Here is a 23525-nt window from a genome sequence, read left to right as displayed (position 1 = left end):
CGTGCCAAATCACTAAGTACATGAAATACAGGGAATATGCTGAAATGTGCGCGTGTCTCTGGAATCGGGCATGGCATTCTGCGCCAAACCTAAGCGTAATTTGCTAAGGCAGTCGCACCTGGTTCCGGCCGCTGTCCTTCGCCGCATAGAGCAGCTTGTCGGCCCTGCCGAACACCGCGCCGAGCAGCTCGCCGGTCTCCGCCGGGGTCAGCCCGGCCGAGAAGGTCACCGCGCCAAGCGGCATGTCGGTCTCGCGCAACCGATAGCGTTTGGCGTCGACCGTCAGCCGCGCCGATTCGAGCGTCGTATGCGCTTGCGCAAGATCGACGTTCGCAAACAGAATGACGAATTCCTCGCCGCCATAGCGCGCGACGAAATGGCCCTCGCACGCCGCGCTCAACGCCTCGGCGATCGCCTTGAGCACGCGGTCGCCGACCGAATGGCCGAACTGATCGTTGACGCGCTTGAAGCGATCGACGTCGCACACCGCAAGGCACAGCCGCGTTCCGCGGACGGTGTGCTCGGCGAACGCCTCTTCGAACGCGCGCCGGTTGGGAAGCCCGGTCAGCGGGTCGCGGCGCGCGTCGCCGCGCGCTTCCTCCAGCTTGGCGCGCAGCTGGTCGGCCTCGGAGGTCGCGGCCTGCAATCGCGCTTCGGCCGACTGGACGCGATCGAGCATCACCGCGGTCAGCCGGATCATGTCTGCGCTGCTTGCCCCGCCTTGCAGCGCGGTGGCGCTGGCGGCGAGATCGCGCCCGAAATCGGCGGTCTCGGCGCGCATCGAGCGGACCATGTCGGTGAAACCCTCGACCTGCATCTGCGTCTGCGCGACCAGCCCATCGGGCGAGGCGCCGGCCGTCGCTGTCGTGACCGTGCCGCCGCCGAGCGATTCGATATCGCGCGCCGACAGGCGGATGCCGCCTTCGGTCATCGTCGCGACCGATTTGGCGATCACCCCGGCGGGGTTGCAGACGACGTCATAGGCAAAGGCGTAATGCGCCGGCTCGGCGCTCAGGCGATGCAGCGTCAGGAAGGCGCGGACGCAGTCGAAGACCTGCGCGGCACGGTCCTCGGCGGCAACGAGCCGTGTGCTCCGCGCTAGCCCCATCGCTGTCAAAGCCCCTCAGCATCATGTGCCACATGTCGTGGCCAGTCGTGCTTACTTACCCGCGAACTGCTAACATTGGGTGACCGGCGAGCCGAAAGCGACGTCGGGTGACCGCCTCATCGCGTCAGGGCCAGGCCGACGCGGGCATGGCTGACGTTGCGGTTATACTCGACCAGCGTCTCGCCATAGCCGGTGAAGACCTGGCCGAAGAGATAGAGATGCGGCAGCCGGCTGTCGATCCGCACCAGCGGATAGGAGATGAACCCCTCGGCGCTGCCCTTGCCGGTACCCGGATTGCCGCGCCCGGTGACCGCGACCTTCAGACCGTCGCGCTGTCCGATCGTCACGCCGAGGGCGGTGTAGCCCCAATAGCGCTCGAGATCAGGCGCGAGCCCTTGATTGCCGAAATAGGCCCACACCCATGGCGCGAGCGAGAGCTTCCACGTGTTTCCCAGATCGAACGATTTGGTCGCGCGCAGATAGAAGCGGTTGAGGTCGATCGAATTGGTGACTCCGCCGCCGTTCGAATCGTGGCGATAGCCGCCGCCGACGAGGAGCGACGACGACACGGGCACGTCGACGAAAACTTCGGGGCTGTACCCCTGCGCGCGGATCGGCGCCGACGCCTTGTCGGTCGCCCAGAACATCGTGTGCGTATAGGCGATGTCGAGCCGTGGGCCATCGTCGCGGCCGAGCACGCGGAAATCCAGGCTGACCTGCAGCTTCGCGCCCGAATCGCCTGCGCCGAACACGCCGTAGATCGGAGCATAGGGATGCAGGCGGTCGAGGAACGCTCCCGATCCGCCGCGCGAGGTGGCGATAATGCTTTCCCCGGCGGGTGCCGCTGCACGGGCCGCCGCGCTCGGCGGTTTCGCGGCGAGCGCCACGGGCGCGGCGTCGGCGAGTCGGTAGCGGACGCGCGCGAAGCCGCCAGCGGCGATGTCTGGCGCCGAGTTGGGAGGGGCGACCAGCCGCAGCGTGCTCCCATCTCGCGCGACCGTTTCGATCTCGGCCGGCCCGTGTGCGGGCTGCGAAACTGGCCCTTCGTTGAGCAGAAACACCTCGACGCCCGCGCGGGCGGCGTCGGCGGAGGCGGGCGGGTCGAGCAAGGGGCGCACTTGCGCCAGCGCTGGGCTCGCGCACAGCAGCGCGGCGCCCATGACCAGGGCCGAACGACGTATCATCTTGGAATCCCCCGACACCACCCGCTACCCGTAGCGTTTCCCGACGCTTGGGCTGGCGAAATTCTGCCAGTCGCTTTAGGCAAAGGCAATGCGCGTCACCGACACCGATCTCGCCCTTGCCGCCGCCCTTGCCGATGCGGCGGGCGCGGCGATCCGCCCCTATTATCGTGCCGATTATGGGCTCGAGGCGAAGGACGATGCCTCGCCCGTGACGCTCGCCGATCGTGCTGCGGAAGCCGCGATGCGCAGCCTGATCGAGCGCGCCTTTCCCGCCGATGCGATCATCGGCGAGGAATATGGCGTCAAGGAAGGGACGAGCGGCCGCGCCTGGGTGCTCGACCCGATCGACGGGACGCGCGCGTTCATTTCGGGGCGGCCGATCTTCGGCACGCTGATCGCCTTGGTGATCGAAGGGTGGCCGATGATGGGGGTGATCGACCAGCCGATCCTGCGCGAACGCTGGACGGGCGTGATGGGCAAGCCGACACTGTTCAACGGCAAGCCTGCGGCGACGCGGCGCTGCGCCGATCTCGGCAAGGCGCTGCTCGCGACGACCTCGCCCGCTCTGTTCGACGATTCGCAACTCCACGCGTTCGAGCATCTCGACGGGGCAGTGATGAGCACCGTGCTAGGCGGCGATTGCTACAATTATGGCTGCGTCGCGAGCGGGTGGCTCGACGTGGTGGTCGAGGCGCAGCTGAAGCTCCACGATTTCGCTGCCTTGGTCCCCGTCGTCGAGGGCGCGGGCGGGCGGATGTGCGACTGGCAGGGCGATCCGCTCACCGCCGATTCGGTCGGCGAAGTCGTCGCGGCGGGGGATCCGGCGCGGATCGAGGAGATTCTCGAGGCGCTCGCTTGCCGCGGGCATTGATCTTTCGGCGACTCTCCCGTATGCGCCGCCCCTCCTGCGAGTAAGAGGAACTGCCCGGCCGGTATGGGCTGCCGTGGCCGTTCATAGATCGTCGCATATTTGGAAAGGACGAAAATGCCCAAACTCAAGACGAAGAGCGGCGTCAAGAAGCGCTTCAAGCTCACCGCAACCGGCCTGCTCAAGCATGGCGTCGCCGGCAAGCGTCACCGACTGATGAGCCACAACAGCAAGTACATCCGTCAGAACCGCGGCACCAAGCTGCTGTCCAAGGCCGATACGGCAACCGTCAAGGCGTGGGCGCCTTACGGTCTCGGCTGAGCGGAAGGAATTAGAGAATGGCACGCGTAAAACGGGGTGTAACCACCCACGCAAAGCACAAGCGGATCCTCAATCTGGCGAAGGGCTATTATGGCCGTCGCAAGAACACGATCCGTATCGCCCGTCAGGCAGTCGAAAAGGCCGGCCAGTACGCTTATCGCGATCGCAAGGTTAAGAAGCGCAACTTCCGCGCGCTCTGGATCCAGCGCATCAACGCGGCAGTCCGCGTCGAGGGCCTCACCTATGGCGTGTTCATGCACGGCGTGAAGCTCGCCGGCGTCGAACTCGACCGCAAGGTCCTCGCCGATCTGGCGATGCACGAGGGTGCCGCGTTTAGCGTCATCATCGCGCAGGCAAAGGCGGCTCTGCCCCAGGCCGCCTAAGGCGACCTGCTGCGAGACAAGATCGGGGCGTCGGTGGCAACACCGGCGCCCTTTCTTTTTGGCCCCGACACCTCCGCCCATTCGGTCGTGGACCGGATCCGGGATTGTCGAAGCCCTGGTCTTTCTTCTAACGCCAGCCTGACGAAGAGCGGTGCTTCGACAGGCTCAGCACGAACGGACAAGCGATGACCGACCTCGACCAGATGAAGACCGACCTGCTCGCCGCGATCGATGCGGCGGCGACGCTCGACGCGCTCGAAGCGGTGCGGGTGCAGGGCCTCGGCAAGCAGGGCAGCGTGACCGCGTTGCTCAAGACGCTCGGCGGCATGTCGCCCGACGAGCGGCAGGTGCAGGGGCCGCGCATCCAGGGGCTGCGTGAGGCGGTTACGACCGCGATCGCGACGCGCAAGGCTGCGCTCGACCGCGCCGAGCTCGACGCGCGGCTCGCCAGCGAGACGCTCGACATGACGCTGCCCGCTGACGCCGCGCCGCACGGGTCGGTGCATCCGGTCAGCCAGGTGATGGACGAGCTCGCCGAGATCTTCGCCGATCTGGGCTTCGCGGTCGCGACCGGGCCCGAGATCGAGGACCAGTGGCACAATTTCACCGCGCTCAACATGCCCGAGAGCCATCCCGCGCGTGCGATGCACGACACCTTCTATCTCAACGCCGTTGAGGGCGAAGAGGCCAAGGTCCTGCGCACGCATACCTCGCCGGTGCAGATTCGCACGATGATGAGCCAGGAGCCGCCGATCCGCATCATCGCGCCGGGCCGTGTCTATCGCTCGGACTGGGACGCGACGCACACGCCGATGTTCCACCAGATCGAGGGGCTGGTGATCGACAAGGGCATCACGCTCGGCCATCTCAAATGGACGCTCGAGACTTTCCTCAAGGCCTTCTTCGAGCGCGACGACATCGTGCTGCGGCTCCGCCCGAGTTACTTCCCCTTCACCGAGCCTTCGGCCGAAGTCGATGTCGGCTACACCACGGTCAAGGGCCGCCGCACGCTCGGTGGCTCGGAAGGCTGGATGGAGCTGCTCGGCAGCGGGATGGTCCATCCCAAGGTGATCGAGGCGTGCGGGCTCGATCCCAAGGAATGGCAGGGCTTCGCCTTCGGGGTCGGGGTCGATCGGCTCGCGATGCTCAAATACGGCATGGACGATCTGCGGCCGTTCTTCGAGGGCGATGCGCGGTGGTTGAAGCATTACGGTTTCTCCGCGCTCGACGTGCCCACGCTGAGCCAGGGAGTGGGGGCATGATCCCGTCCCGTCGCCCCGGCGCAGGCCGGGGCCGCCTCGTTGCCACGCGCAACCCCAACCTCACAGCGACCCCGGCCTCCGCCGGGGTGACGGATGGTGTGAAATGAAAACGACCCTCGACTGGCTCAAGCAGCATATCGAAACCCAGGCGTCGCTCGACGAGATCGTCGAGACGCTAACGCGCATCGGCCTCGAGGTCGAAGGCGTCGAGAATCCGGGCGCCACGCTCGCCGCGTTCAAGGTGGCCAAGGTGCTCAGCGCCGCGCCGCATCCGCAGGCCGACAAGCTTCAGGTGCTCTCGGTCGATGCCGGTGACGGCCCGCTCCAGGTCGTCTGCGGCGCGCCCAACGCGCGCGCCGGGATGCTCGGCGTGTTCGGCCCGTCAGGCGCGACCGTCCCGTCGAACGGCATGGTGCTCAAGGTGACGGCGATCCGCGGGGTCGAATCGAACGGCATGATGTGCTCGACGCGCGAACTCGAGCTCGGCGAAGACCATGACGGCATCATCGAGCTTCCCGCCGATGCGCCGATCGGGATGGCCTATCCGGATTATGCCGGTCTCAATGACCCGGTGATCGACATCAACGTGCTCCCCAACCGCCCCGATTGCATGAGCGTGCGGGGGATCGCGCTTGACCTTGTCGTCGCAGGGCTCGGCACAGCCAAGCCGCTTGCCTATGCGCCGGTCGAAGGCGCGGGCGAGGGCCCCGACGTGCGCACCGAGGATGCGGCGGGCTGCCCCGCCTTCTTCGCGCAGAGTGTGAGCGGCCTCACCAATGGCGAGGCGCCCGAGTGGATGCGCCGCCGCCTCACCGCGATCGGCCAGCGGCCGATCTCGACGCTGGTCGACATAACCAATTACGTGATGTTCGATCTGGGGCGGCCGTTGCACGTCTATGACCGCGCCAAGCTCTCGGGCGGGCTCGTCGCGCGCAAGGCGGCAGCGGGCGAACAGGTCGTCGCGCTCAACGGCAAGACCTACACGCTCGCCGAGACGATGACGGTGATCGCCGACGCGGCGCATGTCCACGACATCGGCGGGATCATGGGTGGCGAGGATTCGGGCGTTTCGGCCGAGACCACCGACGTCATCATCGAATGCGCCTATTTCGACCCCGAGCGCATCGCACGCACCGGCCAGGCGCTGATGCTGACCTCGGACGCGCGCTCGCGCTTCGAGCGCGGCGTCGATCCGGCGTTTCTCGAGGAAGGCCTCGCGATCGCGACGCGGCTGGTGCTCGATCTGTGCGGCGGCAGCGCGAGCGCGCCGACCTATTCGGGCATGCCGCCGCTCGACCGCAAGCGGATCGCCTATGATCCGGCGCTCGCGGAAACGCTCGGTGGCCTCGCGGTGGCGGAAGATCGCCAGCGCGCGATCCTGACGGCGCTCGGCTTCACAGTCGAGGCCGACTGGACCGTCCTTCCGCCGCCCGCGCGTCGCGACGTCGATGGCCCGGCCGATCTGGTCGAGGAAATCATCCGCATCGAGGGGATCGACTCGGTCGCTCCCGTCCCGCTTCCCCGCGCGGCCGGCGTCGCCAAGCCGACCGCCACGCCCGAGCAGCGCCTCGAGAGCCGCGCCCGCCGCGCAGCCGCCGCGCGTGGGCTCAACGAGACGCTGACCTGGAGCTTCCTCTCGGACGCGCAGGCGACCGCGATCGGTGGCGGCGCCTGGACGCTCGCCAACCCGATCAGCGAGGAGTTGAAGGTCATGCGGCCGTCGCTGCTCCCCGGCCTCTTCTCGGCCGCCGAGCGCAACATGAAGCGCGGCGCCGCGGGCGTGCGGCTGTTCGAGATCGGGCGGCGGTATCTGGCGGATGGCGAGCATCCGACGCTCGGCGTCGTGCTCGCCGGCGAAAATCGCGCGCGCGGCTGGCAGGACGGCAAGGCGAAGCCGTTCGACGCGTTCGACGCCAAGGCCGAGGCGCTCGCCTTGCTCGCCGCGATCGGCGCGCCGGTCGAGAATCTGCAGGTGATGGGGGATGCCGGCGAGGCGTGGCATCCGGGGCAGTCGGGCACGCTCCGGCTCGGGTCGAAGACGGTGCTCGCGGCGTTCGGCATGGTCCACCCGCTGACGTTGCGCGCGTTCGATCTCGATGGCTCGGTGGCGGCGGTCGAGCTGTATCTCGACGCGCTTCCCGCCAAGCGCTCGACCGGCTTCGCGCGCGCGGCCTATGCGCCGCCGGCGTTGCAGGCGGTCCGGCGCGACTTCGCTTTTCTGGTGCCGGAGACGTTGGCGGCGGAAACGCTGGTGCGCGCGGTCAAGGGCTCGGACAAGGCGAGCATCGTCGCGGCGCGACTGTTCGACGTCTTCACCGGCGCGGGCGTCGAGCCAGGGTATAAGAGCCTCGGCGTCGAGGTGACGCTCCAGCCGGGCGAGAAGAGCTTTGCCGAAGCCGATCTCAAGGCGATCGCCGACAAGGTGGTAGCTGCGGCCGCCAAGCTGGGGGCGAGCCTGCGGGGCTGACCCCGACCGTCACCCAGGCCCTGTGCCGGGGTCCACCGTCGTGCGAGCGCCTCGGCCGTTGCGTTCGCGGGCCGGTAGGCCCCGGGACAAGCCCGGGATGACGTTTGAGAGCGTAAAAACCGTTTGATCGAGGACCGACCGATGCCTGAAGCTGCCCTGATCGAAATCGCCTCGGCCGAGCTCTCCGCCGCGATCAACCCGTACGGCGCCGAGCTCACGCATCTGCGCGACGCCGATGGCCGCGAGCTGATGACCGACGCCGACCCGGCCTTCTGGACCGGTCATGCGCCGATCCTCTTCCCGATCGTCGGCGCGCTCAACGACGATACGCTCCGCCTCGATGGCGAAAGCTACACGATGGGCAAGCACGGCTTCGCGCGCCGCAGCAGCTTCGCGGTGGTCGAGCACAGCGCGACCCGCGCGGTGTTCCTGCTCGAGGACAGCGCCGAGACGCTCGCCGTGTATCCGCGCTCCTTCGCGCTGCGGCTGACCTATGCGATCGAGGGCGCTACGCTCGCGATCACCGCCGAGATCGAGAACCGCGAGGCCGAGCGCACCCTGCCCGCGAGCTTCGGCTTCCACCCCGCCTTCGCCTGGCCGCTGCCGTACGGCAAAGCGCGCGCCGAGCACCGCATCGTCTTCGCCGCCGACGAGCCCGAGCCCTTGCGTGAGCTCACCCCCGGCGGGCTGATCGTCGCGCAGGAGCGACCGTCGCCGCTTGAGGACGGTCGCACGCTGCATCTGCGCGACGCTCTGTTCGAGCAGGACGCGCTGATCTGGGACGCGGTCCGCGCGCAGAGCGTCCGCTATGGCGCCGAGAGCGGCCCGCAGCTGCGCGTCGATTTCGCCGATACGCCGATGCTCGGCATTTGGACCAAGCCGGGCGCCGCATACATCTGTATCGAGCCGTGGCACGGCATCGCCGACCCTGAGGGCTTCTCGGGTGATTTCACCGCCAAGCCTGGTGTGTTCGAGGTTTCGCCGGGCGAATCGAAGACCATCGCGATGCACGTGACGCTGGAGCCGTAAAGCGCTATCGCGCGCAGATGAATCACACGTCCGACCGCCGCACCTTCGCGATCATCTCCCACCCCGACGCCGGTAAGACCACGCTTACCGAAAAGCTGCTGCTGTTCGGCGGCGCGATCCATCTCGCCGGTGAAGTGAAGGCGCGCGGGCAAAACCGTCGCGCGCGTTCGGACTGGATGAAGATCGAGCAGCAGCGCGGCATCTCGGTCACCTCGTCGGTGATGACCTTCGAGCGTAACGGGCTGACCTTCAACCTGCTCGACACGCCGGGGCACGAGGACTTTTCCGAAGACACCTATCGCACGCTCACCGCGGTCGATTCGGCGGTGATGGTGATCGACGCCGCGCGCGGTATCGAGGCGCAGACGCGCAAACTGTTCGAGGTGTGCCGGCTGCGCTCGGTGCCGATCATCACCTTCGTCAACAAGGTCGATCGCGAGGGGCGCCCGCCGTTCGACCTGCTCGACGAGATTGCCGAGATGCTACAGCTCGACGTCACGCCGATGAGCTGGCCGGTCGGCATGGGCAGCGATTTCGAGGGTGTCTACGATCTCCACGCCAACAGCCTGAGCCAGCCCGAGGGGCCCAGCCGCGAGTTCATGGGCAAGGCCTTGAGCTTCACCGGGCTCGACGACCCCGCGCTCGCCAAGACGCTGAGCCCGGCTGGCCTGAAATTGCTCCAGGACGAGTCCGAGCTCGCGCTCGGCGGCTATGGCGCGTTCGATGTCGAGGCATATCGCGGCGGCGACCAGACGCCGGTCTATTTCGGATCGGCGTTGAAGGAATTCGGCGTTGCCGAGCTGATCGACGCGCTCGGCCGCCACGCGCCGGGCCCGCGCCCGCAGCCGGCCGAGCCCGCCGAGGTGCTGCCGGAGCGCGCCGACGTCACCGGCTTCGTGTTCAAGGTCCAGGCCAATATGGACCCCAACCACCGCGATCGCATCGCCTTCATGCGGCTGTGCTCGGGCACCTTCAAACGCGGCATGAAGCTGACCCCGACCGGCCACGGCAAGCCGATCGCGATCCATTCGCCGATCCTGTTCTTCGCGCGCGAGCGTGAACTCGCCGACGAGGCGTTTCCGGGCGACATCATCGGCATCCCCAACCACGGGACGCTGCGGGTCGGGGACACGCTGTCCGAGCGCGCCGACGTGCGCTTCACCGGGCTGCCCAATTTCGCGCCGGAAATCCTGCGGCGTGTCGCGCTCAAGGATCCGACCAAGACCAAGCAGCTTCGGAAAGCGCTCGACGACATGGCCGAGGAGGGGGTGACGCAGGTCTTCTATCCCGAGATCGGGTCGAACTGGATCATCGGCGTGGTCGGGCAGCTCCAGCTCGAGGTGCTGCTGAGCCGGCTCGAGGCGGAGTATAAGGTCGATGCCGGGCTCGAAATGGCGCCGTACGATACCGCGCGCTGGGTTTCGGCGGCGGATCCGGCCGATCTCAAGGCGTTCATGGACCTCAACCGTACGTCGATGGCGAAGGATCGCGACAACAATCCGGTCTATCTCGCGAAGACCGCGTGGGACGTCGGCTATGTCGCCGACCGCTACCCCAAGGTGAAGTTCGCGGCGACGCGCGAGCGCTAAGCGCGCTCGTCGACCCAATCGCGGCGTAGCGAGGGCACCGCGAAGAGGACGAGGATCGCCGCGAGCACATAGAAGCCGAGGCACCCGACCGCGGCATAGCGCAGCGATTCGACGCCGTTGGCGGCCTTGAGGTGATCCGACAGGCCGCCCATCAGGATCGGCCCGACGCCGAGCCCGATCAGATTGTTGATGAACAGGAAGCTGCCCGACGCGGTCGCCCGCATCCGCGGCGGCACGAGGTGCTGGACCGCGGTGGTGACCGGCCCCAGCCACAGGATGTTGAGCGCGTTGGGGATCAGCAGCAGCGGCCACGCCACCCACGGGCTCGGCGCGAGCAATCCGAGCGCGTACATCGGCGCGGTGATCGCCCAGGCGATCGCGGGAAGCCGTGCGTACCAGCCGCGATCGCTCCGCCCGAGCCGGTCGGCGAGCCAGCCGCCCGCGAAGACGCCCGCCACGCCGCCGATGAGCAGCAGCGACCCCATGAACTGCCCGGTCTCGATCATGCTGAAGTGGAAGCTGCGGATCATCACCGAGGGCGCCCACAGCGCGAGGCCATAGCCGCACAGCGAGCTGAACGACGCCCCGAAGGCAAGCAGCCAGAAAGCGGGTTTGCGCGCAAGGATCGCGAACACCGCGCTCACCGGCACCGTATCCTGCGCGCTCACCACGGGTCGCGGCACGTCGCGCACTAGCCAGCGGAACAGCGGCGCGACCACGATCCCTGCGGCGCCGACCGCGATGAAGGCGGTCTGCCAATCGACCAGCGCCGCGATATAGCCGCCGAGCAGCACGCCGCCCGCAAGTCCGATCGGAATGCCGAGCGAATAGACCGCGAGCGCGCGCGCGCGGCGTTCCGGCGGGAAGTAATCGGAGATCAGCGCATAGGAGGGCGCGACCCCGCCCGCCTCGCCGACGCCGACGCCGAGGCGGTAGAAGAAGAGCTGCCAATAGCCCGTCGCCGTCCCGCACAGAGCGGTGAAGCCGCTCCACACGATCAGCGACCACATCACCACGCCGCTGCGGCTGGTACGGTCGGCGAGGAAGGCGAGCGGTACGCCGAGCACCGAATAGAGAATCGCGAAGGCGAGCCCACCGACTGCGCCGAACTGCGCGTCGCTCAGATGGAGGTCGGCCTTGATCGGCGTCGCGAGGATGCTGAGGATCTGACGGTCGAGAAAGTTGAACGTGTAGACCACGAGCAACATCGCGAGGACGAGGCGCGCCCGGGCAGGGGAGCGGGGGGCGGGCGCGGCGGTCATGGTCATATCCCCGAATCATCGCACCGGCCGCCTGCGCGTGGCAAGCGGCCGGTGCGGGATAGTCTGGCGGTCAGAAGCGCGCGGTGATCGTGCCGAACACCTGGCGGGGGTTGCCGTAGAAGGCGGTGGCGATGCCCTCGCGGCCCAATGTCGGCGTATATCTCCCGGCAGCGTTCAGGATCGGCACGCCGGCGAGCGTCGCATTGATATATTGGTAGCCCGACGTCTTGTAATGCTTGTCGGTGATGTTCTTGGCGTGGACGCCGACCGTATAGCGGCCCTTGCCGAAGGTGTAGGTCAGGTTCGCGTCCCACAGTGCATAGCCCGGCTGGTCGAGGAACGGGCTCGCGGTCTCGAACTGGTGCGTCAGGCTGCGATACGACAGCGTGGTCGAGGCGTTGACGCGGCCGGGGCCTGCGGGGATGTTGGTCGACAGCGTGCCCGAGGCGGTCCAGTCGGGGGTGTTCTGGAAGACGCGGACATTGGCGACGTCGGTGCCGGTCGGTCCGATGAAGCGATCATATTTGGCGTCGATATAGCCGAGCGTGCCCGCCAGCGACACGTTCGAGCCCACCCCTGCGAAATCGCGCGTGAGCACCGCGTTCGATTCGAGTTCCACGCCTTTGATCGTCGCCTTGGCGGCGTTGGTGGTGATGCCGCAGAACGACTGCACCCCGCCGATGATGCAGCCGACCGAGCCCGGCACCTGGACGTTGCTATAGTTCGAATAGAAGCCGTCGAGCGCGAAGGTCAGGCGCTTGTCGAACACCGAGCCCTTCCAGCCGATCTCGTAGCTCTTCACGACTTCGGGCTTGAACAGCAGGTAGTTGTAGATTTCCTGATAGCTGCGCACGCCGTCCTGATTGACGTCGGGCGCCGAGGTGCCCGAGCCGCGCGGATCGAAGCCGCCGCCCTTGAAGCCTTCCGAATAGGAGGCATAGAGCAGGTGATCGGCGGTCGGCTTGAAGCTGAGCGACGCGCGCGGTGTGAAGCGCTTGAACTTCGCGGTGCCGTTGAAATTGGTCGAGGGCGCGCCGATGATCGTCGGATTGCCGCCGAATTCGGAGGTCACACCGAAATAGCTCGCCTTGAAGATGAACGACCGGCGCTCGTCCCAGGTATAGCGGCCGCCGAGCGACAGGCTGAGCTTTGGCGTGAAATCATAGGTGAAGTCGCCGAAGATCGAGTGCGTCTCGGTCCGCACGTCGCCTGCGGTATAGGCGTCGAAATTGGCGAGCGTGGTCGAGAGCAGCACGTCGAACCCGGTCGAGGCCTTGGCGCCGAGATAGTAATAGCCGATCAGCCCGTTGAGCTTGTCGCTCTTGTACGCCAGCTGGAATTCCTGGCTGGTCTGCTCGTTGCGATAGACTGCGGGCACATCGACATCGACCGCGGGGAGCGCGTCGAAATCGATCGGGGTGAACGAGCGGTCCTTGCGGAAGGCGCTGATGCTCTTGATCGTGAGGTGATCGCTCAGCTCGCCGGTCGCGACCATCGACAGGCCGCCCGCCTGGATGTTCTGCTTGGGGGTGTTGAGCCCGGCGCGGGTATCGAACGGGTTGGACTGGACCGGCGTGTTGGTCAGCAGGCTGGTGATGAGGCGCGAGCCGTTGCGCGCGTTCGATTTGTCCTCGGTATAGTCGCCGGTCAGGCGCAGGCTCATCCGGCTGTCGGGCGATTCGAACTCGATCGTGCCGCGGCCCGCCCAGATGTTCTTGTTGTAATTGTCGATGCCGAGGTTGGTGTTGCGCCCGAACCCGTCGCGCGTCAGCCGTGCGCCCGCCACGCCGACCTTGAACAGTGAGCCGATCGGGGTCGACAGGCTGACGATGCCGTCGGCCTGGTTGTACGAGCCGTAGCTTGCCTTGAGCGTCGCCTCGGGGCTGTCGGGCAAGCGTTTGGTGACGTATTTCACCGCGCCGCCGATCGTGTTGCGGCCGTACAGCGTGCCCTGCGGGCCGCGCAGCACTTCGATCCGCTCGACGTCATAGATGTCGAGCACCGCCGCCTGTGGGCGGTTGAGATAGACGTCATCGAGATAGATGCCGATGCCCGCCTCGAAGCCGGGGACGGGATCCTGCTGGCCGACACCGCGGATGAAGGCGGCGAGCGTCGAGTTGGTGCCGCGCGCGGTCTTGAGCGTGGTGTTGGGGGTGACGTTCTGGATGTCGGTCAGGTCGACCGCGCCGGTCTCCTCGAGCCGGTCGGCCGAGAAGGCGGTGACCGCGATCGGCACGTTGAGCAGCGTCTCCTCGCGGCGGCGCGCGGTGACGACGATTTCGCCCGAGGCGGTCTCGTCGGCCTGCGGTTCGGCGGGCGCAGGCGCAGTCTGGGCGGTGGCGGGAAGCGCGGTCGATCCCGCGAGGGCGGCCCCGGCAAAGAGCAAGGCGCGCACGGAATTCAGGCGTGTCATCGGTTATCCCCTCCTGCGGCGCATCCAGATGGCCCGATATTGTCCGGGTTGTGCGCTCGTTACGATCGTTATACTGAAACCTGAACCGGGTTTCAACTTGAGAAATGACAGGCACCATGGCGGACCCATCCGTCGCTCCGGCGACAAGCCCACCCGTCGCTCCGGCGACAAGCCCACCCGTCGCTCCAGCGACAAGCCCTTCGGCAGCGAGCGCGGGAAAGGCGCCGCGCACCGAACGCGGGCGCAAGACGTTGCGCGGCATCCTTGATGCGGCGGCGATCGAATTCGGCGAGCGCGGCTTTCACGATGCATCGGTGAGCGGCATCACGCGCCGCGCAGGCGTCGCCTTGGGCAGTTTTTACACCTATTTCGATTCGAAGGATGCGGTGTTCCGCGCGCTGGTGCGCGACATGTCGGATCAGGTGCGCGACCGTGTTGCCCCCGCGATTCGCGCCGCGCCCGACCAGATCGCCGCCGAGCGCGCCGGCTTACGCGAATTCGTCGCCTTCGTGCGCGGGCATAAGGAGATCTACCGGATCATCGACGAGGCCGAGTTCGTCGATCCCGCATCGTTCAAGCTGCACTATGCGACGACCGCCGAGCGGATCGCGGCACGGCTAAAGGCGGGTGCCGAGCGCGGCGAGATCCGCCGCGACGTCTCCGAAGTCCATGCCTGGGCGATCATGGGGATGAACGTGTTTCTGGGCCTGCGCTACGGCGTGTGGGACGAGGATCTCACGCTCGACGCGATCGCCGACACGGTCGCCGACATGCTCGCCCGCGGCCTCGCGCCCTAGTCCGCGGTATCAGCGTCGAGCGCGTCCGCCAGCGCGTCGCGAACCGCCCGCACCGCATCGCTGCCCGTTCCGGGTGGCGTGCCGGGTGTCCTTTCGGGGGCGGGGCGACCGGCGGCGAGCGCCTGTTGCACGCCGCGAATCGTGTAGCCGTCCTGGTTCAGCATCGTCGCGATGCGCTTGACCAACGCGACATCCTCGGGCCGGTAATAGCGGCGGTTGCCGGCGCGCTGCAGCGGGCGCAGCTGCGCAAAGCGCGTTTCCCAATAGCGCAAGATATGCTGCGGCAGCCCCGTGTCGCGGGCGAGCTCGCCGATCGTGCGATACGCCCCGGCCGCCTTGTCGCCGGGTGCGGTCTCGCCGGACGCCGTGTCTTTGGTCGCCTTATCTCCGGCCCGCGCGGGCGGCACCGTCATGCGATAGGTCAGTCGGCTTCGACGATGCGGTCGCGCATCATCTGGCTGGCGCGGAACGTCAGCACGCGGCGCGGCGCGATCGGAACTTCGATGCCGGTCTTGGGATTGCGGCCGATGCGTTCGCCCTTGTCGCGCAGGACGAAGGTGCCGAAGCCGGAAATCTTGACGTTGTCGCCCTTGGCGAGCGCGCTGCACATGTGGTGCAGGATCTGCTCGACCATTTTCGAGGAATCGGTACGCGACAGGCCGACATTATGATGGAGTGCTTCGGCCAGATCGGCGCGCGTCAACGTTCCCGCAGCTTCCATCGATACGTCCCCCGCAAAACTTCTAAGAACCCTTACGCTATCATAACAAAGCGGACGGGAAAAGGTGCAAGGTACCGATATTTAACAATCGTTAGAACCGGATGACGGCAGCGCCCCAGGTGAATCCGCCGCCCATCGCCTCGAGCACGATCAAATCGCCTTGCGCAATCCGGCCATCCTTGACCGCGGTGTCGAGCGCGAGCGGGACCGACGCTGCCGAAGTATTGGCATGCTGGTCGACGGTAACGATAACACGCTCGGGGGCGAGGTGGAGCTTGCGCGCGGTCGCGTCGAGGATGCGCGCATTGGCCTGGTGCGGCACGACCCAATCGACATCGGCGGCGGTGAGGCCCGCGCGCTCGAGCGTTTCGGTCATCACCGCGGCGAGGTTGACGACGGCGTGGCGGAACACCTCGCGGCCCTTCATGCGGACCTTGCCGACCGTGCCCGTGGTCGAGGGGCCGCCATCGACATAGAGCATCTCGTTATGACGACCATCGGCGTGAAGCCGCATCGCGAGGATGCCGCGCCCTTCATTGCCGGTGTCGTGCGTGTCCTGCGCCTCGAGCACGACCGCGCCGGCGCCATCGCCAAACAGCACGCAGGTCGTGCGGTCTTCCCAGTCGAGGATCCGGCTGAACGTCTCGGCACCGATCACCAGCGCGCGCTTGGCAGCGCCGCTGCGCAACATGCTGTCGGCGACCTGGAGCGCATAGAGGAAGCCCGAGCACACCGCCGCCACGTCGAACGCGACGCAATCGTCGATGCCGAGCATCGCCTGCACCTTGGTGGCGCTCGACGGGAAGGTCTGGTCGGGGGTCGCGGTCGCGAGCACGATCAGGTCGATCTCGTGCGCCGAAATGCCCGCAGAGCCGAGCGCGGCACGGCACGCGTCGGCAGCGAGCGTCGCGGTGGTCTCGTCGGGGCTGGCGATGTGGCGGAAGCGGATGCCGGTGCGCTCGACGATCCATTCGTCCGAAGTATCGACGGTCTCGGCCAGTTCGGCATTGGAGACGCGCCGTGCCGGCAAGGCCGACCCGGTGCCGATGATGACGCTACGCACTGACATAGGGGGCATTACGCTGCCTTTTTCTCGAAATCGCCCAGATCCTCGGCGATCCGCCGGGTGAGATCGTCGCGCACCATCTTCGCGGCAGCCGCGATCGCGGTACACACGCCGATCTCGTTGGCGCCGCCATGGCTTTTGACCACCAGCCCGTTGAGCCCGAGAAAGACGGCACCATTATGGTTGTTCGGGTCGAGATGATGGCGCAGCAATTCGGTCGCCGGGCGCGAGATGAGGAAACCGATCTTCGAGCGCGTCGAGGAGCGGAACGCACGCTTGAGCAGATCGGCGACGAAGCGCGCGGTGCCCTCGGCGGTTTTCAGCGCGATATTGCCCGAGAAACCGTCGCACACGATCACGTCGACATCGCCGCGCGACAGTTTGTCGCCCTCGATAAAGCCGGTGAAATCGAGTGGGAGATGGGTCGCGGCGCGCAAGGCGGTCGCGGCGTCGCGAATCGTCTCGGTGCCCTTCTGGTCCTCGCTGCCGATGTTGAGCAGCGCGACGCGCGGGCGCGCCAGCTCGAGCGTGGTGCGGGCGTACGCCGCGCCCATCACCGCGAACTGGATGAGGTTGCGCGAATCGCACTCGGTATTGGCGCCGAGATCGAGCACGACGGTGTCGTTGGCGCCGAGCGAGGGCATCAGCCCGGCAAGCGCCGGCCGGTCGATCCCCGGGATCATCCGGAGCGAGAGCTTCGACATCGCCATCAATGCGCCGGTATTGCCGCTCGACACGCACGCGGCGGCACGGCCTTGCTTGACCATGTCGATGGCGATTCCCATCGACGTGGTCTTGGCACGGCGCAGCGCCTGGCTCGGCTTCTCGCTCGAGCCGATCACGTCGGGCGCATGGACGATCTCGGACTGCGCGCTGAGATTGGGGTGATCCTTCAACCCAGCCGCGATCGCGGCCTCATCCCCGACGAGGATGAAGCGCATGTCCTCGAACCGGCGGCGCGCACGCGCAACGCCGGCGAGCATCACCGCCAGGCCTTCATCGCCGCCCATCGCATCAATCGCGATCCGGGAGCTGTTCGTCACGCTGGTCGCTCCCTGTTCAATTGGCCGGGCGATGCGTCGAATCAGCCTTCGACCGAGAGGATCTCGCGGCCGTTATAGTGACCGCACGACGGGCACAGATTGTGCGGACGCTTCAGTTCGCCGCAGTTCGGGCATTCCTGGAACGAAGCGACCGTCAGCGAATCGTGGCTGCGACGCATGCCGCGCTTGGACGGCGTGGTTTTTCTTTTGGGGACGGCCATTTTGGCGAAACCTTATTCGTGTCTGACAGGTGCGATACGCCCGGTCGGGGCTCCTACGCAACCAACGCCTGAGGTTGGCCGCGCAAGCGGCACCGATGCCAGACAAATCGCGAAGATGGCGGCCTATAGCGATTCTCCGCGGCGTTGCAAGCTTGTGCATGGGGTGCCAGGGTCGCCGCACGGACATTTTGGGGATTGTCGATGGGAACTATCATGCTGCCGATCGCACTTGTGACGGCGGGCGCCGCGGCGATTCTGAACCTGTGGCTGGCGATGCGGACCGGGGCGATTCGCCGCCAGACTAAGATCAGCGTCGGTGATGGCGGCAACGAGGCGCTGATTCGCCGGATGCGCGCGCACGCCAATTTCATCGAATCGGCCCCGTTCATCGTGATCCTGATCGCGCTGATCGAATTCACCACGGGCACGAGCCTGTGGCTGTGGGTGGCGAGCGCGCTGTTCCTGCTCGCGCGCGTCGCACATCCGCTCGGGATGGACGGGGTACGGATCGGGCGCGAGGCGGGGACGCTGGTAACCTTTGCATTGCTGCTCGGGCTGGGCGGTTACGCCGCGACACTGCCCTTCATGGCGCCGGCGGTCCATGGCACGCCTGCGGTGAGTGCGGCGCCGGCTGGGTGAGGCTCAGCGCATCGTCGTCATGGCGGGATACCAGGTCCGCCATTGCTCGGCGAGCGCGGCGCCTTCGATTCGTTTGAAGTCGAGCCGATAATAGTGAAGCGCGGCGCTTCCCGCGTTGTGGAGCGCCAGGACCGCGCCGGCATCGAGCGTCATGCAGCGCGGCATCGCCAGGCCGGTCGGCGGTAGCGCGCGACCGGCAGCCGGGCCGACCACGGCATCGAGCGCGTCGAAGGCGCGCTGCGTGTCGATGGCGAGGATCGCGGGATAGCGCGTGGCGGTGGGGCGGCTCGACGCGCCGGGGGCGACGCGCACCGCGACCAGGCGGACGACCGCATCCTCGTACAGCGCTGTCTCGCCCGAGCGGGCGGCGGCGGGCGCGCCGGTGTCGTCGAAATGCCGGAACTCGATCCGGTAGAAATGCTGCGGCACGGTTCCGCGATTGACCGGGCGATGCGGCGCCTGCGGATCGGCCGCGGTGCATTCGAGCTCGGGCGTGCCCTTGGGCGGCGGGGCGCTGTGCCAATGCTCGCCGTTTCGCCCGCCGCTGGGTTCGAGATACTGGTCGCCCGGCCCGCCGCCGCCGAGATGCGTCGTCCCCGACGAGCGCGCGAAGATCGACGGATAGGGGTGGCCGTGGAGCTGCATGGCGAAACCCGGCGGGTTGGCGACCTCCATCAGCAGGATGTGATCGTCGGCGTAGCGGATGCGGTGGACCGCAGGTGCCGCGACCTCGGGATCGTAGCGCGGTGCGAAATCATAGCCCCAGGCATTGGGCGCGACTCGCTCCTGTGCGATCGCGGCGGTCGCCGCGACGATCCCGATGGCGGCCAGGCCGAGTGTGCGGTGATGCTGCATCCGATCCCCCGATCGCGGTGATCCTCTACCCGAAACCGCCTGTCGGCAAGCTGCAAAGCGCTGTCGCGGCGCGGTCTGTCCGCGGCGATCCTCACCGGATGTTTACGGATTTTCCTGCATGGCGGTGGCCTTAGCCCCGGGGGGACACGACACATCATGACCGAGATGCCGAGCGCACACAGTTTCGCGCCCAATGTCCAACTGACGCGCGCGCCGGATCGGGGGGTGGCGTGCATCGGCATGGTGTTCGAGATCGCCGGATCGAGCAGCCTGGTGATGCTCGATCCGCTCGCGCTCGAGGCGACGATGGGGGATCCCGACCCGGTCATCGCCACTGCGGGGTCGGTCGGCAGCCAGATCAAGATGCGCGTCGGGGGCACGTGGCTGATCGCCAATATCCGCTCGCTCAAGCTGATCGACGGCCATGACGACCGAATCGCAGCGACGGTCGATTTCCTTGGCGAGGGCGACGAGGAGAAGCTGACCGGCAAGCTCTACAAGTTCCGCCGCGGCGTGACGCGCTATCCGACCCCGGGATGCGCGGTGTTCCCGGTCTCGACCGGCGACCTCAAGCAGATCTACGCCGCCGACGATCGTGCGCATATCGAGATCGGCACGGTCTATCCGACCAAGGACATTCGCGCCGCGCTCTATGTCGATGCGATGCTCGGCAAGCATTTCGCGCTGCTCGGGAGCACCGGCACGGGCAAGTCGACCAGCGCTGCGTTGATCCTCCACCGCATCTGCGAGCTCAGCCCGCAGGGGCATATCGTAATGGTCGATCCGCACGGCGAATATGCCGCCGCGTTCAAGGGCAATGGCGCGATCTACGACGTGTCGAACCTGCAGATGCCGTATTGGCTGATGAACTTCGAGGAACATTGCGAGGTGTTCGTCACCTCGTCGGGGTCGGAAAAACAGATCGACGCCGACATCCTCGCCAAATGCCTGCTCATGGCGCGCGCCAAGGGGCGGCTAGGGCAGGAGATCAGCAAGCTGACGGTCGATGCGCCGGTGCCCTATCTGCTGAGCGACCTGACCAATCTGATCGGGCTCGAAATGGGCAAGATGGACCGCGCCGGCGACACCGCGCCGTATCTGCGGCTGCGCACCAAGATCGACGAGATCAAGGCCGATCCGCGCTATGGCTTCATGTTCTCCGGCATGCTCGTCGCCGATACGATGGCGAGCTTCATCGAGCGGATCTTCCGTTTGCCCGGCGACGGCAAGCCGATCTCGATCATCGACGTGTCGGGCGTGCCCTCCGAGATCACCTCTGTCGTCGTCGCGGTGCTCAGCCGGATGGTGTTCGATTTCGCGATCTGGTCGCGCGGTGAGCCGCAGCGGCCGATCCTGCTCGTCTGCGAGGAAGCGCATCGCTACATCCCCGCGGGGAATGGCGACGGGTCGAGCGTCGGGCGGATCCTGTCGCGAATCGCCAAGGAAGGGCGCAAATACGGCGTCTCGCTCGGGCTGATCACGCAGCGACCGTCGGATCTTGCCGAGGGCGTGCTGTCGCAATGCGGCACGATCATCGCGATGCGGCTCAACAACGATCGCGACCAGGCGTTCGTCCGCGCGGCGATGCCCGAGGGCGCGCGCGGCTTCCTCGATTCGATCCCCGCCTTGCGCAACCGCGAATGCATCATCTGCGGCGAGGGCGTCGCGATCCCGATCCGCGTCTCGTTCGATTCGCTTGCCGACGACAAGCGTCCGGCGTCGGACGATCCGCTCTTCTCGCAATTGTGGCGGCAGACCGGCGGCGAAGGCGAGATCATCACACGGACCTTGAAGCGCTGGCGCGCGCAGGGGCGCTAGTAGGCAGGGCGCCCGGGGGGGCGGGCGTCACAGGACATCTCGTTTCGGGTTCGATACTTACATGCCATAAGCGGCATGTAGGTATCGACCGGGGGATGCTGTGGTGCAGTTGCGACCGAACACGTTTATGGTGGCGACGACGCTGCTCGCGGCCGTCCTTGTGACGATTGCGTGCATTTTTTTTTCAACGCGACCGCGACTCCGATCGAGCGGACCGCGACCGTCGCGCTCGACGGGCTCCCCAAAGGGTCGAAGCCGATCCGTGTTGCGCTCCTGTCCGATATCCATGTCGGGAATGTCGGCATGCGCCCGGCGCGATTGGCGCAGATCGTGCGCGCCGTGAACGCCGCGCGGCCCGATCTCGTCTTGCTGGCAGGCGACTTCGTGATCGGCGAGCAGAAAGCGGGCGCCGCGATGCGCGCGTTGGACCTGGCGCCGCTTGCGGGGTTGCGCGCCACAGGCGGCGTGTATGCGGTGCTCGGCAATCACGACCATTGGACCGATCCTGCAGCGATCCGGCAAAATCTCGCGCGCGCGGGCGTTCGCGTACTTGAAAACGAAGCGATCCGGAGCGGGCCGCTGGCGCTGGTGGGAATCGGGGACCGCTTTTCGCGGCATTATGATCTTGCGCGTTCCGTGGCTCGCGCCGATGCCGTGGGCGGCGTCCCGCTGGCGTTCACGCACTCGCCCGATATCGCGCCGGACCTGCCGAGTCGCTTCCAGATGCTGCTGGCGGGGCATACGCATTGCGGGCAGGTCGTTCTGCCGTGGATCGGCCCGCTCGTCCGCACATCGCATGGGCATCGCCTGTACGATCCGAGATACCGCTGCGGACGGATCGATACTGCGGGGCGGTCGGTCTTCGTCACCGCAGGCGTCGGCTCGGGCACCTTGCCGCTGCGGATCGGCGCGATGCCCGATTGGTGGCTGATCGTGCTGACGCCCCGCCCCAGCTGAGGCCTACGCCCCCGGCTTGACCGCGAGCAGGCTCGCCACCTTGGCCTTAAACGCGCGCAATTGCTCACCCGACAGCGTCGCGACGCTCGAGAAGGAGAAGCCGCGCGGATTGACCGCGACGCCGCCGCGCAGCACTTCCCAGTGCAGATGCGGCCCGGTCGACATGCCGCTATTGCCCGAATAGCCGATCACGTCGCCGCGCGCGACGTGCTGGCCCGAGCGCGTCGCGAAGCGGCTGAGATGGCCGTAGCAGGTTACGATATTGCCGCCATGCGCCATCTTGATGAGATTGCCATAGCCGCCGCTGCGCCCGGCATAGACGATCGTCCCGTCGGCGGGGGCGTGGACCGGCGTGCCCCATGGCGTGCCGATGTCGATCCCCTTGTGCATCCGCGTGAAGCCGAGCAGCGGGTGGAAGCGCATCCCGAACGACGAAGTGACGCGCGCCATCGACACCGGCATGGTGAACATGCCCTGCCGCTCGGCCTGGCCGCTCGCTTCGTACCAGGTCCCGTCGGTCCATTGCACGAGCTGCGTCTTGGCGGCGCCATGGTCGAGCCCGGCGAAGAGCAGATTGCCGAGCTGCGTCTCGCCGGTCGCGGCGCGCTTGCGCTCGATCACCAGGTCGTAGGAATCGTCGCGCCCGACGCGGCCGATCGCGAACTTGCTGGCGATCGCCTTGATGTAGGTCTCGACCAGCTTGACCGGAACGCCCGCGGCGCGCGCCGAGCGATACAGGCTGCTGCCGACCGGGCCCTGGATGCGCAGCGGGGTATTGTCGATCGCGATCGCGTGGCGGGTCAGCACGAGCTGGTCGCCGACGCGCTTGAGCGTCAGTTCCTGGTCGAAGCGCGCGCGCAGCGCGAGCGCTTCGAGCGGGCGCGCGACGCTGCGATTGGGGCGGCGGCCGAGCGTCATCGGGACTTGCGTGCCGGGCTTGAGGTCGCCGAGCGGGACCGCGCCCGCGATCAGCGCGACGGCGTTTTGCGAATCGCGCTCGGAAACGCCCGCGCGCTCGAGCATGTCGCCGAAGCTGTCGCCCTGGCCGACGGTCGCGGTGCGGTCCTCGATCGGGCGTTCGGGGGCTTCGGCGAGCGGGACGACGAGATCGTTCGACGCCATGTGGCGCCCGCTGTTCGCGCCGAGCGCGAGCGGCAGGATCGCCTGCGCGCGGACTTCGTCGCGGTCGGCGCCGCTGAGCGGGGCGGGGACCGCGCCGAGGATCGGGCGGCTGATCGGCGGGGCGATCGCGAGCGCGGTGGCGCACAAGCCGGCGCAGGTCGCGGCACCGCGCCACCAGTCGAGCGTGCCGATCCGCGATCCGAGGTCGGGAACCCAATCGACCTTGAGCGCGGCGGCGCGGAGTTTTTCGAAACGCGTCAGCTCGGGATTGGGGACGATCGCGCGGCCGAATGCGATGGCGGCGGTGCCCCCCGCCTGATCGAGCCCATGGTCGTTACGCAAGAACAAGGATTAGCGCCCCCGAAAAATCGACACACGCTGCTCGTTCCGCCCCGCAGCA

General features: G+C 67.2%; 22 protein-coding genes. 11 read left to right on the top strand and 11 right to left on the bottom strand.

The window, feature by feature from the left end:
* Positions 1-103: 103 nt before the first annotated feature.
* Positions 104-1108, bottom strand: a complete 1005-nt coding sequence (locus EAH76_RS17070) for a GGDEF domain-containing protein (protein ID WP_140851476.1) — start codon at positions 1106-1108, stop codon at positions 104-106.
* 116 nt (positions 1109-1224) lie between these two features.
* Positions 1225-2292, bottom strand: a complete 1068-nt coding sequence (locus tag EAH76_RS17065) for a phospholipase A (RefSeq protein ID WP_140851475.1) — start codon at positions 2290-2292, stop codon at positions 1225-1227.
* An 88-nt stretch (positions 2293-2380) separates the two neighbouring features.
* On the opposite strand from EAH76_RS17065, the gene hisN reads away from it, so the two are divergent.
* The 7 genes from hisN to EAH76_RS17030 all read left to right on the top strand — a co-directional run bounded on the left by hisN (position 2381) and on the right by EAH76_RS17030 (position 10211).
* Positions 2381-3163: a histidinol-phosphatase gene (hisN, locus tag EAH76_RS17060; protein WP_140851474.1), complete on the top strand. Its 783-nt coding sequence runs from the start codon at positions 2381-2383 to the stop codon at positions 3161-3163.
* 114 nt (positions 3164-3277) lie between these two features.
* Positions 3278-3481 (top strand): 50S ribosomal protein L35, encoded by a 204-nt coding sequence (gene rpmI, locus EAH76_RS17055; RefSeq protein WP_010184218.1) that lies wholly within the window; start codon positions 3278-3280, stop codon positions 3479-3481.
* Between the two features lie 17 nt (positions 3482-3498).
* Entirely contained in the window at positions 3499-3864 is a 366-nt protein-coding gene (rplT, locus tag EAH76_RS17050) for a 50S ribosomal protein L20 (RefSeq protein WP_140851473.1), read from the top strand.
* Positions 3865-4049: 185 nt separating this feature from the next.
* Positions 4050-5126: a phenylalanine--tRNA ligase subunit alpha gene (gene pheS / locus EAH76_RS17045; RefSeq protein ID WP_140851472.1), complete on the top strand. Its 1077-nt coding sequence runs from the start codon at positions 4050-4052 to the stop codon at positions 5124-5126.
* 103 nt (positions 5127-5229) lie between these two features.
* Positions 5230-7593 (top strand): phenylalanine--tRNA ligase subunit beta, encoded by a 2364-nt coding sequence (gene pheT / locus EAH76_RS17040; RefSeq protein WP_140851471.1) that lies wholly within the window; start codon positions 5230-5232, stop codon positions 7591-7593.
* A gap of 141 nt (positions 7594-7734) precedes the next feature.
* Positions 7735-8622, top strand: a complete 888-nt coding sequence (locus tag EAH76_RS17035; RefSeq protein ID WP_140851470.1) for an aldose 1-epimerase family protein — start codon at positions 7735-7737, stop codon at positions 8620-8622.
* A gap of 17 nt (positions 8623-8639) precedes the next feature.
* Positions 8640-10211, top strand: a complete 1572-nt coding sequence (locus EAH76_RS17030) for a peptide chain release factor 3 (RefSeq protein WP_140851469.1) — start codon at positions 8640-8642, stop codon at positions 10209-10211.
* On the opposite strand, the gene EAH76_RS17025 is transcribed toward EAH76_RS17030, so the two are convergent.
* Positions 10208-11473, bottom strand: a complete 1266-nt coding sequence (locus EAH76_RS17025) for a spinster family MFS transporter (RefSeq protein WP_140851539.1) — start codon at positions 11471-11473, stop codon at positions 10208-10210. The genes EAH76_RS17030 and EAH76_RS17025 overlap by 4 nt on opposite strands.
* 70 nt (positions 11474-11543) lie before the next feature.
* Positions 11544-13886, bottom strand: coding sequence for a TonB-dependent receptor (locus EAH76_RS17020; protein WP_140851468.1), 2343 nt, complete (start codon positions 13884-13886; stop codon positions 11544-11546).
* Positions 13887-14002: 116 nt separating this feature from the next.
* Between EAH76_RS17020 and EAH76_RS17015 the strand changes: the two genes are divergently transcribed.
* Complete coding sequence (locus EAH76_RS17015; RefSeq protein ID WP_140851467.1) at positions 14003-14683, top strand: TetR/AcrR family transcriptional regulator; 681 nt, start codon at positions 14003-14005, stop codon at positions 14681-14683.
* Here the strand turns inward: EAH76_RS17015 and EAH76_RS17010 are convergent.
* The 5 genes from EAH76_RS17010 to rpmF all read right to left on the bottom strand — a co-directional run bounded on the left by EAH76_RS17010 (position 14680) and on the right by rpmF (position 17734).
* Positions 14680-15096, bottom strand: coding sequence for a MerR family transcriptional regulator (locus EAH76_RS17010; RefSeq protein WP_140851466.1), 417 nt, complete (start codon positions 15094-15096; stop codon positions 14680-14682). The genes EAH76_RS17015 and EAH76_RS17010 overlap by 4 nt on opposite strands.
* 8 nt (positions 15097-15104) lie before the next feature.
* On the bottom strand, positions 15105-15404 hold the full coding sequence (locus tag EAH76_RS17005) for an integration host factor subunit alpha (protein ID WP_140851465.1): 300 nt from the start codon (positions 15402-15404) through the stop codon (positions 15105-15107).
* A 91-nt stretch (positions 15405-15495) separates the two neighbouring features.
* The gene (locus EAH76_RS17000; RefSeq protein WP_140851464.1) at positions 15496-16473 is read right to left on the bottom strand and encodes a beta-ketoacyl-ACP synthase III; all 978 of its coding nucleotides are present in this window, start codon (positions 16471-16473) and stop codon (positions 15496-15498) included.
* An 8-nt stretch (positions 16474-16481) separates the two neighbouring features.
* Positions 16482-17513 (bottom strand): phosphate acyltransferase PlsX, encoded by a 1032-nt coding sequence (gene plsX / locus EAH76_RS16995; RefSeq protein WP_140851463.1) that lies wholly within the window; start codon positions 17511-17513, stop codon positions 16482-16484.
* 41 nt (positions 17514-17554) lie between these two features.
* Positions 17555-17734 (bottom strand): 50S ribosomal protein L32, encoded by a 180-nt coding sequence (rpmF, locus tag EAH76_RS16990; protein ID WP_010184208.1) that lies wholly within the window; start codon positions 17732-17734, stop codon positions 17555-17557.
* Between the two features lie 201 nt (positions 17735-17935).
* Between rpmF and EAH76_RS16985 the strand changes: the two genes are divergently transcribed.
* A complete protein-coding gene (locus EAH76_RS16985; protein WP_170208037.1) occupies positions 17936-18373 on the top strand; it encodes an MAPEG family protein in 438 nt (145 codons plus the stop codon).
* Positions 18374-18376: 3 nt separating this feature from the next.
* Here the strand turns inward: EAH76_RS16985 and EAH76_RS16980 are convergent, their stop codons facing one another.
* The gene (locus EAH76_RS16980) at positions 18377-19228 is read right to left on the bottom strand and encodes a hypothetical protein (protein WP_140851462.1); all 852 of its coding nucleotides are present in this window, start codon (positions 19226-19228) and stop codon (positions 18377-18379) included.
* Positions 19229-19384: 156 nt separating this feature from the next.
* Between EAH76_RS16980 and EAH76_RS16975 the strand changes: the two genes are divergently transcribed.
* Both EAH76_RS16975 and EAH76_RS16970 read left to right on the top strand, forming a co-directional pair.
* Complete coding sequence (locus tag EAH76_RS16975) at positions 19385-21046, top strand: ATP-binding protein (protein WP_140851461.1); 1662 nt, start codon at positions 19385-19387, stop codon at positions 21044-21046.
* Positions 21047-21217: 171 nt separating this feature from the next.
* The gene (locus tag EAH76_RS16970; protein WP_140851460.1) at positions 21218-22003 is read left to right on the top strand and encodes a metallophosphoesterase; all 786 of its coding nucleotides are present in this window, start codon (positions 21218-21220) and stop codon (positions 22001-22003) included.
* A 3-nt stretch (positions 22004-22006) separates the two neighbouring features.
* Here the strand turns inward: EAH76_RS16970 and EAH76_RS16965 are convergent, their stop codons facing one another.
* Entirely contained in the window at positions 22007-23473 is a 1467-nt protein-coding gene (locus EAH76_RS16965; RefSeq protein WP_140851459.1) for a M23 family metallopeptidase, read from the bottom strand.
* Between the last annotated feature and the right edge of the window lie 52 nt (positions 23474-23525).

The sequence above is a fragment of the Sphingomonas glacialis genome (assembly GCF_006439055.1).
Taxonomy (GTDB): domain Bacteria; phylum Pseudomonadota; class Alphaproteobacteria; order Sphingomonadales; family Sphingomonadaceae; genus Sphingomonas; species Sphingomonas glacialis_A.
The sequence above is the reverse complement of the archived record's forward strand: the minus strand, read 5'-3'. Positions and strand labels throughout refer to the sequence as shown.